Below are 17,170 nucleotides of genomic sequence, written 5' to 3'. Positions count from 1 at the left end.
GGCGCCGCGTTCTCGTGGCGCGGGGTGTCGCTGCCCACACTTCCCGCGGGGAGGGCGCCACGAGACCGGACTAACACCGGGTGGACTGCACTTTGTGGGCCCGAGGTGTCTACCCTCTGACGTGTGAGCGACGCACCCATCGGCATCTTCGACTCGGGCTTCGGAGGCCTGACCGTGGCCCGCGCGGTGCTCGACCAGCTGCCGCACGAGCCGATCCTCTACCTCGGAGACACGGCGCGGCAGCCGTACGGTCCGAAGCCGATCTCCCAGGTGCGCGAGTACGCGCTCGAGTGCCTCGACCACCTCGTCGCCCAGGGCGTCAAGGCGTTGGTCATCGCGTGCAACTCCGCCAGCGCCGCCGTCCTGCGTGACGCCCGCGAGCGCTACGACGTGCCGGTCGTCGAGGTCATCCTGCCGGCGACCCGCCGCGCCGTGAACGCCACGCGCAATGGCAGGGTCGGCGTGATCTGCACCGAGGCCACGGCCACCTCGGGCGCCTACGACGACGCCTTCGCCGCGAACCCGGGGATCGAGCTGCACACCCAGACCTGCCCCCGTTTCGTCGAGTTTGTCGAGGCCGGCGTCACCGGCGGCCCCGAGCTGCTCGCCGTCGCCGAGGACTACCTCGGTCCGTTGCAGGACGCGGGCGTCGACACCCTCGTGCTGGGCTGCACGCACTATCCGCTGCTGACGGGCGTGCTGTCGTACGTCATGGGCGATACGGTGACGCTCGTGTCGAGCGCGGAGGAGACGGCCAAGGACGTCTATCGTCTGCTGGCCTCGCACGATCTCGAGCGCGACCCGGCCCTGCCGGCGCCGATGCACCGCTTCCTCACGACCGGCCATCCGGCGGAGTTCGCCGATCTGGGCCGCCGATTCCTCGGCCCCGAGATCGAGTCGGTCGACCAGTTCGTCTCGGTAACGGTGTGAGGCTCACGATCGTCGGGTGCTCCGGCTCCTTCCCCGGACCGGACTCCGCGGCCAGCTGCTACCTGGTCGAGGCGCCGTTCGAGGGACGCACGTTCCGGATGCTCCTCGACCTCGGGTCGGGCGCGCTGGGACCGCTGCAGGACTTCATCGACCTGCGCGACATCGACGCGATCAGCCTGTCCCACCTGCATCCCGACCACTGCTTCGACATGAGCGGGCTCTACGTCGTGCGCAAGTACCACCCGGCGGGCCGCCCGCCGCGACTCCCGGTGTACGCGCCCGTGGGCACCGACTGGCAGTTGTCCAACGCCTACGGCACGACGGCTCCCAACGGCATGACGCTGCCGTTCGAGTTCCGCGATGTCGTCGACGGGTTCGAGACCACGGTCGGACCGTTCACGATGCGTGCCATGCGCACCCCGCACCCGGTCGAGGCGTACGCGATCCGGCTCGAGTGCGAGGGCCGGTCCCTCGTCTACTCCGGCGACACCGGCTTCGATCCCGCGCTGACGCGGTTCGCCGCCGGCGCGGACGTCTTCTTGTGCGAGGCGTCGTTCGTCGAGTCGGCCGACAACCCGCCGGATCTGCACCTGACGGGTGCCGAGGCCGGGCGCATCGCGACGGACGCCGGGGTGGGCCGGCTGCTGCTGACCCACATCCCGCCGTGGACCGATCGCGACGAGGTCGAGGCCGACCTGCGCACCACCTACACGGGCGACTACAGCCTCGTGCGCGCCGGCGACGTAGTGCAGTTGTAACTGCGGCCCCATTGCTCACGGCGGCCCGGAGGAGTTGTATGACTTCCGGTGCCCAGCCACCGCGCCATCAGGGTGCGGCGTGTGTGTCCGGGGGGACGGGCGCCAGAAGAGGTGGATCGTGAAGATCTCTTGGAAGCCACTCGCCCTGTCCGCGGTTCTCGCGGCATCGGCGCTCTCGGGGCCGGCGCTCGTCGGCACCACCGCCACCGCCGCGCCGCCGTCCGCCAAGGCCGCTGACCCGCGTCCGGTCGATCCCCAGTCCGACCTCAAGGACCTCACGGTCGAGGGCAAGAAGGTGCAGGCGCCGAAGGAGTACCGCGGCAACCGCACGCAGAGCCGCCGCGCCGCGCCGGGTGAGACCCCGCCGGTGGGCACGGTGCGTGAGTGGCTCGCGCTCGACGACATCCAGGGCGGGTCGTACTACAAGGAGTACACGCTACGTGGCGACGGCGACCACATCGAGGTCTGGGTCGCCAACGACATCGCGTTCCCCGCCGGCGACTGCCGTGGCGCCGAGGCCACGGTCGTGACCGACGCGCAGGTCGCGGGCCTCGTCCAGGAGTTCGACACGAACATCTACCCCAAGGAGTCCGAGGCGTTCAGCGTCGCGCCCGAGCGTGACGGGTCCAACGCCCTGATCGACGGCGACTTCACCGGCGACGGCGAGAAGATCGTGACCCTCGTCGACAACGTCCGCGACGACAACTTCTACGACTTCCCGGAGGCGCCGACGTACATCGCCGGGTTCTTCTCCTCGGCCTACAACGAGTACATGGACCGCAACGTCATGACGATCGACGCGTACGACTGGGAGCACCGCACCGGTGCCGCCCCGGTGGACGAGTCGACCGATGACCTCTGCACGAGCCGCCCGGCTCGCCCGCGCCTCTACGAGGGCACGTTCGCGCACGAGTACCAGCACCTGCTGCAGTACTACACCGACCCGAACGAGTCGACCGCCGTGAACGAGGGCCTGTCCGACTTCGCGCAGACGCTCGTCGGCTACGTGGACGGCAACGCCACGGTCGAGGATCCGGGCGGCGACAGTCACCTCTACTGCTTCCAGGGCTTCGGCACCGTGAAGACGCCGTACAACACGACCCCGCGCGACTGCGGGGGTCCCGAGAACTCCTTCAACCTCTGGGACGAGGGCAACACGTCCTCGGGCGTCCTGGCCGACTACGGCCACGCCTACCAGCTGATGCTCTACCTGTACGACAAGTACGGGCAGGACTTCATCTCCGCGCTGCACCGCGATGGTGAGGACCAGGGCATCGCCGGCATCGAGAAGCAGCTCGAGGCCGAGGGTGCCGAGTTCCGCAAGGTCTTCCACGACTTCCAGTCGATGACCCTGCTGGACAAGATCCTCGGTGACGCGAAGAAGTCGCTCGTGGTGGGCGTCGCGCGCTCGAAGGTCACGACGCCGAGCCTGCGCTCGACCGTGAACCTGGCCAACCCGGCCGCGTACGCGACTCCGGGCGCCGCGCCCAACGGCGCCGACTACGTGCCGCTGACGGTCAAGGGCAAGCCGGTCACGGGCGCGAGTCTGCGCAGCGCCACCTTCGAGGGTGCCAAGACGCTGCCGCAGCTGCCGCTGCGGTGGACGTCGGTCACCGACGACCCCGATCGCCCCGGCGACGCGGTGCTGTTCTCGGGCGACGCCAACAGCCTGGACGTCTCGGCCGTGAGGACGGTGGCCGTCCCGGCGACGAACGCGACGCTCACCTTCGACGCCAAGTACGGCGCCGAGGAGGGCTACGACTACGGCTACGTCCAGGTCTCGACCGACGGCGGCGCCACGTACACGTCGATCGCCGGCGACAAGACGGTCGACGGGCCCCAGGGTCCGGCGCTCAACGGCGCGACCGACGGCTTCGAGAAGCACACGTTCGACCTGTCGGCGTATGCCGGCCAGGAGATCCTGCTGGCGTTCCGCTACATCTCGGACGGCGGCGTGAACGAGGGCGGCCTGAAGGTCGACAACGTGGCCGTCGGCGGCACGACGATCAGTGACGGCTCCAACCTCGGTGAGTTCCGCTCGCCGACGCAGATCCGTCCGACGCCGGTCGAGAACTGGCACGTCAAGCTGGTCGGCATCCGGCCCGGCAAGGTCCCGTACGTCGCGCAGGTGTCCTCGGACGGCCGCAGCTCGATCAAGCTCGACCACTGGTCGATGCTGAAGCTGCTCCCGGCCAAGCAGATCGTGGCCGTCGTCAGCTACGACGACTCCACCGAGCTGGTCCAGCAGTACGCGCCGTACACGCTGACCGTGAACGGCCAGGTGCAGCCCGGCGGTCGCTGACGGGCCGACGGTTTCGCCGGTGACGTGGGAAATGTGTCACTTCCCGGGGGTTGCGGTCCCCGGGAAGTGAGCAGGAAACCCACGTCACCGGCGAAACCTCCACCCGGCTACGGTGGCGGGGTGACCCGAGAAGACGGCAGGACCCCCGACGAGCTGCGCCCCATCACGATCACCCGAGGGTGGCTGGACCATGCCGCCGGGTCGTGCCTGATCGAGTTCGGCAAGACGCGCGTCCTGTGCGCCGTGGCCGCCACCGAGGGCGTGCCCCGCTGGCGCAAGGGTTCGGGCCAGGGCTGGCTCACGGCCGAGTACGCGATGCTCCCGCAGGCCACGCACGACCGCTCGCAGCGCGAGTCGGTCAAGGGCAAGGTCGGTGGCCGCACCCACGAGATCAGCCGTCTCGTCGGCCGGTCGCTGCGTGCCGCGATCGACCTGTCCCAGCTCGGCGAGAACACGATCGCCATCGACTGCGACGTCCTGCAGGCCGATGGCGGCACCCGCACCGCCGCCATCACCGGCGCCTACGTCGCGCTCGTCGACGCGATCGCCCACCTCAAGGCCCAGGGTGCGGTCAAGGGCGACCCGCTGGTCGACTCGATCGCCGCCGTCAGCGTCGGCATCATCGACGGGGTGCCCATGCTCGACCTGCCGTACGTCGAGGACGTGCGCGCCGAGACGGACATGAACGTCGTCATGACCGGGTCCGGGAAGTTCATCGAGATCCAGGGCACGGCCGAGGCCGCGCCGTTCGACCGCGCCGAGCTCGACGCGCTGCTCGCGCTGGCCGAGAAGGGCTGCGCCGACCTCACCCGCCTGCAGAACGAGGCGCTGGCCTCGTGACCCGCGTCGTCCTGGCGTCCGGCAACGCCAAGAAGCTCGACGAGCTGCGGCGCATCCTCGAGCCGCTCGTCCCGGGCGTCGAGGTGCTGGGCCTGGCCGACGTGGAGCCGTACGACGAGCCCGCCGAGACCGAGCCGACCTTCGAGGGCAACGCCCTGATCAAGGCGCGCACCGCCGCGCAGGTCACGGGGCTGCCGGCGCTTGCCGACGACTCGGGCATCTGCGTCGACGCGCTCAACGGCATGCCCGGCGTGCTCTCGGCTCGCTGGTCCGGCGTCCCCAAGGACCAGGGCGGCGACGCGGCCAACAACCGGTTGCTGCTCGCGCAGTTGGCCGACGTTCCCGACGAGCGGCGCGGCGCCACGTTCCGGTGTGCCATGGCGTTCGTGCTCCCCGACGGCACCGAGGTCGTGCAGGTCGGCGAGATGCCCGGTCGGGTGCTGCACGCCGAGCAGGGCGAGGGCGGCTTCGGCTACGACCCGCTGTTCGCCGCCGACGGGTACGAGGTGTCGACGGCCGAGCTGTCCCGCGAGGACAAGGACGCCATCAGTCACCGCGGGCGGGCGCTGCGCGCGATCGCGCCCACTGTGGCCGCCGCGCTCCGCGCCTGACCCCGCGGAGGGGGTGACGTCGCGGCCGGGCCGTCCTACGGTGTGCCCATGGGACTCGTGACGTTCAAGGACCTGGTGATCGACGTCGAGGATCCGGCGGCCGCGGCCGGGCGGTGGGGCCGCTGGCTGCACCTCGACGGCGAGATCGACGATGAGGGCGCCGTCCTGCGAGGCGACGATCCGGGCCAGACGATCTGGCTCAACCCCGCGCCTCGCAAGCAGGTCAAGAACCGGGTCCACCTCGATCTCGTGGCCCGCGACCTGGAGCCGTTCGCGGACCAGATCCGGCTGACCGAGCCGGGCGAGTTCAGCTGGACCTCGTTCAGCGATCCCGAGGGTCACGAGTTCTGCGTCTTCGAGGGCGGCGAGCGACCCGACGGACTCAAGGACGTCGTCATCGACTCCGTGGACCACCGCGCGATCGGCGCGTGGTGGGCCGACGTCTTCGGCGCGACCCTCGGCTCGGACGACGAGTACTCCTGGGTCGACGACATCCCCGGGTCGCCGACGGAGTCGTTCGACTTCGTCGACGTCCCCGAGCCCAAGACGGTCAAGAACCGCGTGCACTGGGACGTCGCCCTGGCCGGCGAGGCGACGGTCGACGACCTCGTCGCTCGCGGTGCGACCGTCCTGCTGCCGCCGGGTGACGATCGCGGCTGGACCGTGATGGCCGATCCCGAGGGCAACGAGTTCTGCGTCTTCGACGCCTGAGGCCTCAGAAGCGGATTGCGTCGACGATCCGCACGCGCACCGCGACCAGCGCGGGAAGCACCCCGGCCAGCGCGCCCACGAGCAGCGAGACGCCCATGCCGAGCGCCGCGGCCGAGAGTGGGAACGGCGGCGGGTCGGCCACGCCTTCGAGCACGTACTCCGCGGTCCACGGTCCGTTGACCAGCGCGATCGCGATCATCACGCCGACGAGTCCGGCGACGAAGGTGGCGACGATGCTCTCCATCACGACCGAGAAGAAGACCCGACCCGACGTGGCGCCGAAGCTGCGCCGGATGCCGATCTCGCGGACCCGCTGCTGGATCGTGATGACCGAGACGTTCAACAGGCTCAGGGCGCCGAGCAGCAGGATCACCGAGCTGATGGCGACGACGACCCACTTCACCGAGTCCAGGTCGTCGTTGCCGCCCCACGCGAGATAGTCGTTGCGTTCGACCTGGCTCTCGAGTCCGGGCAGCTCGGCGTTGATCGACCGCCGTATCGCCTCGGTCAGCTCCTGCGATCCCTCGGTCGGGATCCAGATCTTCCAGGAGGCGTCGGTCATCGGCTGGGTCGCGCCGAACCAGTGCTCGTAGGCGTCGGCCAGCAGGTAGGCGCGGCCGAACTCCATCCAGCGATCGGACGTCGCCGTGACCCCGACGACCGTGGCGCTCACGGTCGTGGAGGCGCCGACCAGGTCGATCGTGGCCGGCAGGCGCGCCTCGGCCAGTCCCAGGTCCTTCAGCAGCCTCGGGTCGACCACGATCGCGGGTGAGAGGTTGGCCGCATCGGAGGCCACCAGCCAGCGCCCCCGGGGAGTGACGACCCGGTGCATCACGGCGTACGGCGGGTCGACCACGAGGAGGTCGACACGACTCGCGCGGTCGGCCTGGCGTGCGTCGAGCTGGGTGTTGCCGGCCATCGACGCGTGGCTGATCTGGAACTGCTCCGTTACCTTGGCGACGGCGGGCCGGACGGTGGCGGCGGCGGCACCCGACCCCGTGTCGTCCTGCGGGTTGTACGCGTAGACGCTGAGCATGGCCGGGCGGCCGTCCCGCTCGTACTGCTCCACGAGGGCCTGCTGGCCGATGTCGGCGATGGCCACGGTGCCACTCAGTGCTGCCACGGCGACACCCACGCCCACGAGTGACAGCAGCACCCGCAGCTTGTGGATGCGCAGTTCGTGCCAGGCCTCGATGACCGCGGCGGCGAACCCGGTCAGGAGCCGCCCGATCACGCGGCGGCTTCCAGTGGGTGGAGGGCGCCGTGCTCGAGCCGGTAGCGGCGGCGGGCGATCGCGGCGACGCCCGGATCGTGCGTGATGGTGATCAGCGCGGCTCCCGAGTCGCGCGAGACGTCGTCGAGCAGGGTCATGACCTGGGCGCCGGTCTCGACGTCGAGAGCGCCGGTGGGCTCGTCGGCCAGCACCACCCGCGGTGAGCGCACGAGGGCACGCGCGATGGCGACCCGCTGCTGCTCGCCGCCGGACAGGTGCTGGGGTCGGCTGTCGAGTCGCTCGGCGAGGCCGACGCGCTCGAGCATCTCGGCGGCGATGCGCCGTCGCGACCAGAACTCGCGCCCGGAGGCGTACATCAGTGGTGCGATGACGTTCTCGAGCGCGGAGAGCCCGGGCAGCAGGTTGAACTGCTGGAACACGAAGCCGATCTCGCGGCCCCGGATGTGGGCGGTGGCGCGGCCGGAGAGGCGGCGGACGTCGCGCCCGGCCCACTCCATGGTGCCGTGCGTCGGCCGATCGAGGAGGCCGAGCATGTTGAGCAGGGTCGTCTTGCCGGTGCCCGAACGGCCGACGATGCCGATGTGGTCGCCGCCGTGCACCACCAGGTCGACGCCGGACAGGATCGTGAGGTCCTCGTCGTCGGGGAGCAGGACGGTGCGCCCCACGCCGGACAGACGGACGAGCTCGACCGGCGCGTCCGTCATCAGACGCCCGCTTCCGACTCGCCGTCGTTGCCGTCCGTGGGGGAGCCCGGGACATACTGCAGGATCTGGGCGCCCTCCTTCAGGCCCTTGAGGATCTCGACGCTCTTGCCGTCGTTCACCCCGAGTCGGACGCGCCGCTCGGTCTGCTCGCCGGAGTCGTCGACCACCCAGACGGTGCCGCGCTCGAGCAGCCCGCGCACGGCGGTGACCGGCACCACCAGGGCGTCCTGCGCCGAGCCCGCGTCGATCTGCATGCTCAGCTCGAGGCCGTCGAACACGGTGACGTCCTCAGGAACGTCGCACACCACTTCGGCGGCGGAGGAGGACTCGGGCTCCTCGCCCTCCTCGGTCGGGACGCCGGCACCCTCGACGCCCTCGTCGGCGATCTGCAGGTCGGTGCAGGTGAACGGCTCGGGTCCGCCGTCGATCGTGACCTTCGCCTCGTCGGGGGCGTCCATCAGGCGGTACCGGTCGACGACGGGCACGGTGCCGCGTGCGGTGAAGGTGGAGCGCTTGATCCGGGCCGTGGCGGTGTCGCCGGTGACCTCGTCGCCGACCTTCCCGGTGAAGCCGGCCAGCCGGCCGCTGACCGGTGCCGTGACCGCGACGAACCTCACGACGGGCGCGGCCGGCTCGTCGTCCTCGTCCTCGGTGGCGACGGCGGGTTCCACGACCGTGCGCACCTCGAACAGCGGATCGCCCTTCGACACCCGGGCGCCGTTGGGGACGTGGACGTGGGTCAGCGTCCCGTCGACGGAGGTCTTCACCGGCACGGCGGGGTCGATGACGATCGTGCCATCGATCTCGAGTGAGTTCTCGAGCGTCGCGCGCTCGACCGCGATGGTGGGCGAGAGGCTGACCGCCGTGGGCGACTCGGTGCCCTCGGCGCCGGTGGCGCCGCCACCGAAGGCCAGGACGGCGAGGCTCACGGCGATGGTGGCGCCGATGAGCAGCCAGGCGATCGGCAGGACGAACCGCCGGAAGGTGCGGGTGAAGGTCACCGCCGGAAGGTACCACGCAATGCGCACTAGTGGGGAGGGATTGGGACTAGGGTTCCACCCATGGCCTCCCTCGACCTGACGGCAGACATCGTGACGTTGACCCGGGCCGTCGTGGACGTGCCGTCCGAGAGTCTCGAGGAGGCCGAGCTGGCCGACGCCGTCGAGGCGGCGCTGCGCACGTGCGACCACCTGCAGGTCGTGCGTGACGGCCACACGATCATCGCTCGCACCGAGCTGGGCCGGGACGAGCGCGTCGTGATCGCGGGCCACATCGACACGGTGCCGCTGAACGACAACCTGCCCTCGCGCCTCGAGGGCGACACCCTGTGGGGCCTGGGCACGTGCGACATGAAGGGCGGGGTCGCGATCGCGCTCAGCCTCGCCGCCGAGCTCAGCGAACCGGTCCGCGACGTCACCTGGGTCTTCTACGAGGCCGAGGAGATCGCGGCCGTCCACAACGGCCTGGGCCGGATCGCCCGTGAGCACCCCGAGTGGCTGCAGGGCGACTTCGCGATCCTCATGGAGCCGTCGAATGCCGGGGTCGAGGCGGGCTGCCAGGGCACGATGCGCGTCGAGATCCGCACCACGGGCGAGCGGGCGCACTCGGCGCGCTCATGGATGGGCCACAACGCGATCCACGACCTCGCGCCCGTCCTGGCGACGCTCGCCGGCTACTCGCCGCGGACGGTCGACATCGACGGCCTGACCTACCGCGAGGGACTCAACGCCGTCGGCGTGCGCGGGGGAGTGAGCGGCAACGTGATCCCCGACGAGGCGGTGCTGACGGTGAACTACCGCTTCGCGCCCGACCGGGACGAGGAGGCGGCGCTGGCGCATCTGCGCGAGGTCTTCTCGGGCCACGAGCTGACCGTCACGGACTCGGCGCCGGGCGCGCTGCCCGGCCTCGGCCGTCCCGCGGCTGCCGCGTTCGTCGAGGCCATCGGCGGCGAGGTCGGCCCGAAGTTCGGTTGGACCGACGTCGCGAAGTTCACCCTGCTGGGCGTCCCGGCGGTCAACTACGGCCCCGGCGACCCGCGCTACGCCCACAAGGCCGATGAGCAGGTTCCCGTCGAGCACCTGCACCGCGTGCACGACCGGTTGCGCGAGTGGCTGTCGGGTCACTGACCCTCGAGCGACTCCAGGACGAGATCGGCGATGCGCTGGTGACCCTCGGGGGTCGGGTGCGCGTCGCCCAGTGAGCAGGCGTAGGTCTCGGCGCAGACGCGCACGGCCCGCGCGGGGATCGTGCCGAACTTCGAGGTCCTGATGGTGCGGTCGGCCGGGAGGTAGGCGCCGAACGCCCGCGTCACGTCCACGAAGGTGGCGCCGTGCGCGGCGTAGGTGCGGCGCAGGGCCGGGTTCACGGCGGTGCGGAACGCCTCGACCGACGCCTGGGCGACCCGGCGCGCCTCGGCGGACTTCGGCTGTCGCACGGGCGCCCCGAGCCAGATGTCGGGATAGGTCAGCCCGACGATCGGCGCCTCGGGCCCCAGCCGCTCCCGCAGTCCCGACAGCAGGGAGTCGAGCGTCTTCGTGATGCGCGGCATCGTCTCGGCGACACAGCGGCGCCACGCCTTGTCGAAGGAGCAGGCCCGCAGGTCGTTCGCGCCCAGCACCACCGTGACGAGCTCGACGTCGTCGGCGTGCCGATCCAGGTGGTCCAGGGCCACGGCCGCCTCGGAGCCCTTCACCGGAGCGAGGGCGCCCGGCGCGCGCCGGTCCTCCTCGCACGGGTCGCCGTTGACGAAGGCGACCGTGGTGATGCCCGAGCAGCTCACGTTGACCAGTCCCAGGCCGGTCGCCTCGGCGACCTTCCAGGCGAAGCCGTCCGTCGTGTTCTCGGCCTCGCCGCCGTCGAGCGCCGGGCGGTAGCCCGCGGCGTAGGAGTCGCCGATGGCGAGGTACTGCCGTTCGGCGGTTCTGGCCTCGTCGGCGCGGGAGGTCGAGCAGGAGGTCAGCAGGGCGAGCGCGGCCAGCGATGCGGCCGCGGCGCGGACGGGGAAGGAGGCGACAGGCACCCGCACCACCGTAGTGAGGCCGACTCGAGTCGTCCTGTCGAACGCAAAGTTTCACCCACCACATGAAACTTCGGTGTGTCCGTCGGCGTGCCGTCGCCGGTCCGCACGAGGTCGCGCTTAATCTGGGCTCCATGTCCAGCCGCACACTTCCCCGCTCGCTGCGTGTGACATCCGCAGCGATCGTGCTTGCTCTGGCCGCAGTCGTCGTGATCGCCGGTGTGGCGATGCAGACGGTTCCGGCCCTCATCATGGCCGCTTGCGTGGCCCTTTCGGCCGGCATCACGTCGACCGTTCTCATGTCCGAGGAGTTGCGCGACTTCCGCCAGAAGTTCGCGCGCGACCGTGTCCGCGACGCCCGGCTCATCGCCGAGCGCGAGCGCGAGCACCTCGACGTCGACGCGTCGTTCCGTCGCGCCGTCAGCGAGCGTCTGCGCGCCAGCGAGGCCGAGATCGCCCGCCTGCGCGCCGACCTGGCCGCCGGCAGCACCCAGATCGACGAGCTCGAGGAGCGCCTCGCCACCGAGCAGGAGCTCGTCGCGATGCTCGGCGTTCGCCCCGAGATCGACCCGCGGATCGTCAGCCCGGCAGCCGAGACGGACGCCGATCGGCGTGCGGATGGCCCGAGTGAACTACGTTCGGCGTGACTCTTTCGGACCCTTGAGGTGATTACGTCGCCGTGATGCGCGATAATGAGTCCCGGCCCGAATTCTCGGGTGACGAACGAGAGGGGTACAGATGGCCGCCATGAAGCCTCGGACCGGCGACGGACCGATGGAGGTCACCAAGGAGGGGCGCTGCATCGTCATGCGGGTCCCGCTCGAGGGCGGCGGACGTCTGGTGGTCGAACTCAACAACGAAGAGGCCGCCACGCTGGGTGACCAGCTCAAGGCTGTCTGAGCCCGATGTACGGACTCTCGGTGCGCTGGTCGCTGGCCGACGCGCCTTCCGGCACCCTCGAACGACTCAGCGAGTACGTCGAGGCTGAGTCCCATGCGAAGTTCTCAGGTCTGCCGGGCCTGCACTTCAAGACCTGGCGCGCTCGCGCGGGCGAGTGGTTCGAGGGAACCTACGTCTTCGTCAGCGACGAGGCACGCGCCCAGTTCCAGGCCGACTTCGAGACGCGGGCGGCCGACGCCCCCGCCACGGCGATGACCGGGGCTGCGCCCCGGATCGAGCCGTTCGAGGTCGTCGCCGTGGCGAGCGGGCCGGACGGCTTCCGCTCAGCCGCTCGCTTCGAGGGCTGACGCCCCGCGTCAGTGCGGCTTCTGCAGCACCAGCAGGCCGTCGCCCAGCGGCAGCAGCAGCGCCGCCAGGTCCTCGTCGTTGCCCACGCGCTCGACGAGCTCGCGGATGGCGACCGTCTCGGGGTCGCGACGCGACGGGTCGGCGACCCGGTCGTGCCACAGCGCGTTGTCGAAGATCACCAGGCCGCCGGCGCGGGTGAGGCGCAGCGCCTCGTCGAGGTACTCGCCGTACTCGACCTTGTCGCCGTCGCAGAACACCAGGTCGTAGCCGCCGTCGTTGAGGCGCGGCAGCACGTCCAGCGCCGAGCCGGTGATGAGGCGGAAGCGCGTCGGCGGGATGCCGGCGGCGCGGAAGACGTCGCGGGCGAGCCGCTGGTTCTCGGCCTCGAGGTCGACGGACGTGAGCACGCCGTCCGGCAGCATGCCGCGCAGCAGCGCGAGGCCGGAGACGCCCGTGCCCGTGCCGATCTCGGCGATGTTGCGGGCGTTCGCCGCGCCGGCCAGGAAGGTCAGAGCCGCCCGGGCGCCGGGCAGGACGGGGACCACGCCGACGGTCTCGGCATGTCGGCGCGCGGTGCGCAGGTGGTCGTCCTCGGGCTGGTACTGCTCTGCGTAGGCCAGGCTGGCTTCGGTCGTCATCGTCCCCTCGCAATCGTTCGGCGGGTGGGCCCAGCCTATCGACGCCCGATGCCGCTCGACGACGGGACTCGCGGTGGCGAGGCCGACGGACTTCGCCAACCGTCAGCGCGTTCTTCGGTTGCTCTCAGGTTCGCGGTCGAGGATCGAGACATGCCCGCCGCGCACCCGACCTCGCAGGAGCAGGTCGAGATCTACGTCCAGCACGTGGCGCAGGTCCGCCGGCTGGCGACGCGACTGACGGGCAACCCGCAGGATGCCGAGGACCTGACCCAGGACGTGTTCGAGCGCGTCTTCACGTCCCTGGACCGCTACGAGGCCCAGAACCTCGCCGGGTGGATCCACCGCATCACCACGAACCTCTTCCTGGACCGTGCCCGCCGCGCGGGCCGTCAGCCCACCGCGGCGCTGACGGCGGCCCATGAGGAGCGACTCGCCGACGCGGGCTCCCTGCCGGCCGACGTCGTGCACGACGCGGGATTCGATCCGGACATCGAGGCCGCCCTGGCGACCCTGCCCAGCCACCTGCGGGTGGCCGTCGTTCTGGCCGATGTCGAGCAGCTGGCGCACGCCGAGATCGCGACGCTGCTGGGGATCAAGGTCGGCACGGTCCGCACGCGGGTCCACCGGGGACGCGCCGCACTGCGGCGGGAGTTGGCGCACCGCGAGCCGCGCTCCGGCCGGACCCGCGTGCTCGGCGCCCTCGGCGTCTGACCCACCCCGAGATTTGCTCTGATTTCGACCTTTGAGGACCGTTCAAAGGTCCAGATCGGAGCAAATCTGGGATCGGGGGAGACGGCTCAGGTGGCCTCGGGGTCGAACGGAGGGACCTCGCCGGGCCGCAGGATGCGCACGCTCGGGACCGGGGGAGGGGTCGGGTCGGACCACATGACGTCCCGGACCGCGGCGCGCGGGTCGAGATCGCGCAGATCGATGTCCTTGAACTCGTCGCCGAGCTCACGGCTCAGCTCGGACTTCGCGTTGTCTGCCATCTGGCGGACGGTGCGAATGAACTGCGCGGCCTGACGAGCCAGGCCCGGCAGCCGGTCGGGACCGAACACCAGGATCGCCACGACGAGGATCGTGCCGATCTCCATCCAGCCCAGGCCCACGGGCGCGATCCTACAGTCGGCCGGCGGGCGCGAGGCCCAGCTGCATGCCCGCGAGGCCGCGCGAGCGGCCGCTGAGCTGGTCTGCGATCTGCTGCAGCACCTTGGCGCTCTCGGCGTCGGGCTCCGAGGAGACGATCGGGGCGCCGGAGTCGCCGCTCGCGCGCATGTGCTCCTCGAGCGGGACCTGACCCAGCACCGAGATCTCGTACCCGAGGCGCGAGCTGAGGGTGGACGCCACCTGGGCGGCGCCGCCGGACCCGAAGACCTCCATCTTCTCGCCGGAGGGCAGCAGCAGCCACGACATGTTCTCGACGACGCCCACGACGCGCTGGTGCATCATCGAGGCCATCGTGCCGGCGCGCTCGGCCACCTGGGCGGCGGCCTGCTGCGGCGTGGTGACGACGATGAACTCCGCGCCGGGCAGGTGCTGGCCCATGCTGATCGCCATGTCGCCCGTGCCCGGGGGCAGATCGAGGAAGAGGGCGTCGAGATCGCCCCAGTAGACGTCGGCCAGCATCTGGACGAGCGCGCGGTCGAGCATCGGGCCGCGCCAGGCGACGACCTGGTCACGGCGCGGCTTCAGCATGCCGATGCTGATGACCTTGACCGTGACGTCGCCGATCTGGGCGGGCACCGGCATGATCATGTCCTCGACCTGCGTGGGGCGCTGGTCCCCGACGCCGAGCATGTCCGGGATCGAGTGGCCGTAGATGTCCGCGTCGAGGACGCCCACCTTGAGGCCGCGCTTGGCCATCGCGACGGCGAGGTTGACGGTGACGGACGACTTGCCGACGCCGCCCTTGCCGGAGGCGACCGCGTAGACCTTGGTGAGCGAGCCGGGCTGGGCGAAGGGGATCTCGCGCTCGGCGCGGCCGCCGCGCAGGTGCTCCTGCATGGCCTTGCGCTGCTCGTCGGTCATGACGCCCATGTCGACGCGGACCGTGTGGGCCGGCGCGACCTTGACCACGGCGGCGGTGACGTCGCGGGTCAGCGTGTCCTTGAGCGGGCAGCCGGCGACGGTCAGCAGCAGTCGCACGACGATCTCGGTCTCGCCGATCGTGATCGTGTCGACCATCCCCAGCTCGGTGATCGGGCGCTTGATCTCGGGATCGTTGACGGTCGAGAGCGCCGCGGTGATCTGTTCCTGGGTGACGTCAGCCATGAGGTGGAGTCTACGGGGGCCAGACGAACGTCCGGGCGCCGTGTCGGCAACCGGGCGACGGCCGGTCTCCGCGGGGGTCTGGCCGGGCGGATCAGTCCTGTTCGCCGGGCTCCTCGGCCCGCTCCAGATCGGCCAGGAATCCGCGCAGCTCACTGCGCAGGAAGTCGCGGGTGGCGACCTCGCCCAGGCCGATGCGCAGGCTCGCGACCTCGCGGGCCAGGAACTCCATGTCGGCGTGCGAGCGGCTGGCGGCGTCACGGTCCTGCTCGGCCGCGATGCGGTCGCGCGCCTCCTGGCGGTTCTGCGCCAGCAGGATCAGGGGTGCGGCGTACGACGCCTGCAGCGACAGGATGAGCGTGAGGAAGATGAAGGGATACTCGTCCCAGCGCCAGCGGTCGGGACCGTAGGGCACGTTCCAGGCGATCCACACCAGGATGAAGACCGTCATCCACGCGATGAAGCGCGCGGTGCCCAGGAAGCGTGCGGCGGACTCGGCGAAGCGCCCGAACCGCTCGGGGTCGGCGGCCTCGCGTCGCGCGGCGAGGTTGCGGGTCAGCCCGCGACGCAGGTCGCGGGGCTGGTCGAGGCGTTCGCGGTCAGCCATTCTCGCGCCACCCCTTCGGCAGCAGGTGGTCGAGCACGTCGTCGATCGTCACGACGCCCAGCAGGTGCTGGTTCTCGTCGACGACCGGCAGCGCGACCATGTTGTACGCGGCCAGCAGCCCGGCGACCTCGGCCAGGGAGGCGTCGGGGCGCGGCCAGTCGATGTCGTTGTCGATGACCTGGCTGACCAGGGTAGAGGGCGGCTCGCGCAGCAGGGCCTGGAAGTGGGCGCCGCCGAGGAAGCGGCCGGTCGGGGTCTCGAGCGGGGGCCGGCACACGTAGACCATGGAGGCCAGCGCCGGGCTGAGCTCGGGCTCGCGGATCAGGGCGAGCGCGTCGGCGATCGTGGCGCTCGGATCGATCACGACCGGCTCGGTGGTCATCATGCCGCCGGCGGTGCGCTCCTCGTAGGAGAGCAGTCGGCGCACGTCCTCGGCGTCCTCGGGCTCCATGAGCTCGAGCAGCTCCTCGGCCGTCTGCGCGGGCAGCTCGCCCAGCAGGTCAGCCGCGTCGTCGGGGTCCATCTCGCCGAGGACGTCGGCGCCGCGGCTCGGGTCGAGGATGCCCAGCACCTCGACCTGCAGCGCCTCGGGCATCTCCTCGATCACGTCGGCCAGGCGCTCGTCGCCGAACTCGCGGACGATCTCCATCCGCCGCTTGGGCGGCAGGTCGCGCAGGGCGTTGGCGACGTCGGCCGGCCGCATCTCGTCCATCGTGGCGAGCAGGTTGGTGGCGCCCTGGGCGGCGGTCTCGCTGGCGAGGCCGTGGACCTCGTCCCACTCCAGGACGTGGCTGGTGCCGCGCCGGCCGAAGCGCTTGTGGTGCTCGGCCACCGCGACGGTCGAGACGTACCAGTCGCGGCGCGGGTCCTGCTCGATCGCGAGGTCGTACAGGCTCGCGGGCGTGCCGTCGGCGAGCGTGACCTGGCGGTCGAACAGCTCGTGCACGGCCAACGTCTCGGTGGCGCGTTGCTGGAAGCGGCGCAGGTTCAGGACGCCCGTCGTGATGATCTGGCCCGAGTCCATCGAGGTCACCCGCGTGATCGGCAGGAACACGCGCCGACGGCCGAGGAGCTCGATCACCAGGCCCAGGACGCGCGGTCGCTGGGTGGCGCTGCGGACGGCGACGACGACGTCGCGCAACTTGCCGACCTGGTCGCCGACCGGATCGAACACGGCCTGACCGACGAGGCGGGACACGAAGATCCGGGTCGGCTGGCTGGTCACGGGTTCGAGGCTACCGGTGGTGCGTGACTCAGGGGACGGGACCGGACGCACCGGCTCGGGACGGTGGGCGCGAGACGG

20 protein-coding genes are annotated in these 17,170 nt (G+C 71.0%); 11 read left to right on the top strand and 9 right to left on the bottom strand.

The window, feature by feature from the left end; genetic code table 11:
- Window positions 1-123: 123 nt before the first annotated feature.
- The 6 genes from murI to NP095_RS11850 all read left to right on the top strand — a co-directional run bounded on the left by murI (window position 124) and on the right by NP095_RS11850 (window position 6,152).
- Window positions 124-930 (top strand): glutamate racemase, encoded by an 807-nt coding sequence (gene murI / locus NP095_RS11875; protein ID WP_232418685.1) that lies wholly within the window; start codon window positions 124-126, stop codon window positions 928-930.
- Window positions 927-1,688: an MBL fold metallo-hydrolase gene (locus NP095_RS11870; protein WP_232418686.1), complete on the top strand. Its 762-nt coding sequence runs from the start codon at window positions 927-929 to the stop codon at window positions 1,686-1,688. The genes murI and NP095_RS11870 overlap by 4 nt, the downstream gene beginning before the upstream one ends.
- A gap of 118 nt (window positions 1,689-1,806) precedes the next feature.
- The gene (locus NP095_RS11865; RefSeq protein WP_232418687.1) at window positions 1,807-3,990 is read left to right on the top strand and encodes a choice-of-anchor J domain-containing protein; all 2,184 of its coding nucleotides are present in this window, start codon (window positions 1,807-1,809) and stop codon (window positions 3,988-3,990) included.
- A gap of 120 nt (window positions 3,991-4,110) precedes the next feature.
- Window positions 4,111-4,830 carry a ribonuclease PH gene (gene rph / locus NP095_RS11860; RefSeq protein WP_232418688.1) on the top strand — a complete coding sequence of 240 codons (720 nt, stop codon included), beginning with the start codon at window positions 4,111-4,113 and terminating at the stop codon, window positions 4,828-4,830.
- Window positions 4,827-5,441 (top strand): RdgB/HAM1 family non-canonical purine NTP pyrophosphatase, encoded by a 615-nt coding sequence (gene rdgB, locus NP095_RS11855; RefSeq protein WP_232418689.1) that lies wholly within the window; start codon window positions 4,827-4,829, stop codon window positions 5,439-5,441. The genes rph and rdgB overlap by 4 nt, the downstream gene beginning before the upstream one ends.
- 48 nt (window positions 5,442-5,489) lie before the next feature.
- A complete protein-coding gene (locus NP095_RS11850) occupies window positions 5,490-6,152 on the top strand; it encodes a VOC family protein (protein WP_232418690.1) in 663 nt (220 codons plus the stop codon).
- A 4-nt stretch (window positions 6,153-6,156) separates the two neighbouring features.
- On the opposite strand, the gene NP095_RS11845 is transcribed toward NP095_RS11850, so the two are convergent.
- From NP095_RS11845 to NP095_RS11835, 3 genes are read right to left on the bottom strand one after another with little or no spacing between them, the layout of a single operon-like run.
- A complete protein-coding gene (locus NP095_RS11845; RefSeq protein ID WP_232418691.1) occupies window positions 6,157-7,386 on the bottom strand; it encodes an ABC transporter permease in 1,230 nt (409 codons plus the stop codon).
- The gene (locus tag NP095_RS11840) at window positions 7,383-8,090 is read right to left on the bottom strand and encodes an ABC transporter ATP-binding protein (RefSeq protein ID WP_154596713.1); all 708 of its coding nucleotides are present in this window, start codon (window positions 8,088-8,090) and stop codon (window positions 7,383-7,385) included. Before NP095_RS11840 ends, NP095_RS11845 begins: the two co-directional genes overlap by 4 nt.
- Window positions 8,090-9,091 (bottom strand): efflux RND transporter periplasmic adaptor subunit, encoded by a 1,002-nt coding sequence (locus tag NP095_RS11835; RefSeq protein ID WP_232418692.1) that lies wholly within the window; start codon window positions 9,089-9,091, stop codon window positions 8,090-8,092. The genes NP095_RS11840 and NP095_RS11835 overlap by 1 nt, the downstream gene beginning before the upstream one ends.
- A gap of 60 nt (window positions 9,092-9,151) precedes the next feature.
- Between NP095_RS11835 and dapE the strand changes: the two genes are divergently transcribed.
- Window positions 9,152-10,216 (top strand): succinyl-diaminopimelate desuccinylase, encoded by a 1,065-nt coding sequence (gene dapE / locus NP095_RS11830; protein ID WP_232418693.1) that lies wholly within the window; start codon window positions 9,152-9,154, stop codon window positions 10,214-10,216.
- Here the strand turns inward: dapE and NP095_RS11825 are convergent.
- The gene (locus tag NP095_RS11825) at window positions 10,210-11,109 is read right to left on the bottom strand and encodes an SGNH/GDSL hydrolase family protein (RefSeq protein ID WP_232418694.1); all 900 of its coding nucleotides are present in this window, start codon (window positions 11,107-11,109) and stop codon (window positions 10,210-10,212) included. The two genes, dapE and NP095_RS11825, sit on opposite strands and share 7 nt — an antisense overlap.
- A gap of 131 nt (window positions 11,110-11,240) precedes the next feature.
- Here NP095_RS11825 and NP095_RS11820 point away from each other — a divergent pair, with 131 nt between their 5' ends.
- The 3 genes from NP095_RS11820 (at window position 11,241) to NP095_RS11810 (ending at window position 12,353) form a co-directional block, all read left to right on the top strand.
- Complete coding sequence (locus NP095_RS11820; protein ID WP_232418695.1) at window positions 11,241-11,753, top strand: hypothetical protein; 513 nt, start codon at window positions 11,241-11,243, stop codon at window positions 11,751-11,753.
- Window positions 11,754-11,844: 91 nt separating this feature from the next.
- Complete coding sequence (locus NP095_RS11815) at window positions 11,845-12,006, top strand: DUF3117 domain-containing protein (protein WP_082530405.1); 162 nt, start codon at window positions 11,845-11,847, stop codon at window positions 12,004-12,006.
- Between the two features lie 5 nt (window positions 12,007-12,011).
- Window positions 12,012-12,353, top strand: a complete 342-nt coding sequence (locus NP095_RS11810) for a hypothetical protein (RefSeq protein ID WP_232418696.1) — start codon at window positions 12,012-12,014, stop codon at window positions 12,351-12,353.
- Between the two features lie 9 nt (window positions 12,354-12,362).
- On the opposite strand, the gene NP095_RS11805 is transcribed toward NP095_RS11810, so the two are convergent.
- Window positions 12,363-12,992: an O-methyltransferase gene (locus NP095_RS11805; protein ID WP_232418697.1), complete on the bottom strand. Its 630-nt coding sequence runs from the start codon at window positions 12,990-12,992 to the stop codon at window positions 12,363-12,365.
- A 150-nt stretch (window positions 12,993-13,142) separates the two neighbouring features.
- On the opposite strand from NP095_RS11805, the gene NP095_RS11800 reads away from it, so the two are divergent.
- Window positions 13,143-13,703, top strand: coding sequence for a sigma-70 family RNA polymerase sigma factor (locus NP095_RS11800; protein ID WP_232418698.1), 561 nt, complete (start codon window positions 13,143-13,145; stop codon window positions 13,701-13,703).
- An 86-nt stretch (window positions 13,704-13,789) separates the two neighbouring features.
- Here NP095_RS11800 and NP095_RS11795 read toward each other — a convergent pair whose 3' ends face one another.
- From NP095_RS11795 to NP095_RS11780, 4 genes are all read right to left on the bottom strand, one after another.
- Window positions 13,790-14,101: a sec-independent translocase gene (locus NP095_RS11795; RefSeq protein WP_232418699.1), complete on the bottom strand. Its 312-nt coding sequence runs from the start codon at window positions 14,099-14,101 to the stop codon at window positions 13,790-13,792.
- 10 nt (window positions 14,102-14,111) lie between these two features.
- Window positions 14,112-15,263, bottom strand: a complete 1,152-nt coding sequence (locus NP095_RS11790; RefSeq protein WP_232418700.1) for an Mrp/NBP35 family ATP-binding protein — start codon at window positions 15,261-15,263, stop codon at window positions 14,112-14,114.
- Between the two features lie 91 nt (window positions 15,264-15,354).
- Window positions 15,355-15,867: a DUF1003 domain-containing protein gene (locus NP095_RS11785; RefSeq protein WP_232418701.1), complete on the bottom strand. Its 513-nt coding sequence runs from the start codon at window positions 15,865-15,867 to the stop codon at window positions 15,355-15,357.
- On the bottom strand, window positions 15,860-17,092 hold the full coding sequence (locus NP095_RS11780) for a magnesium transporter MgtE N-terminal domain-containing protein (protein ID WP_232418702.1): 1,233 nt from the start codon (window positions 17,090-17,092) through the stop codon (window positions 15,860-15,862). The genes NP095_RS11785 and NP095_RS11780 overlap by 8 nt, the downstream gene beginning before the upstream one ends.
- Between the last annotated feature and the right edge of the window lie 78 nt (window positions 17,093-17,170).

Origin of the sequence: Aeromicrobium duanguangcaii (assembly GCF_024508295.1) — a bacterium.
Lineage (GTDB): Bacteria > Actinomycetota > Actinomycetes > Propionibacteriales > Nocardioidaceae > Aeromicrobium > Aeromicrobium duanguangcaii.
This window is presented reverse-complemented; position numbering and strand designations above follow the sequence as displayed.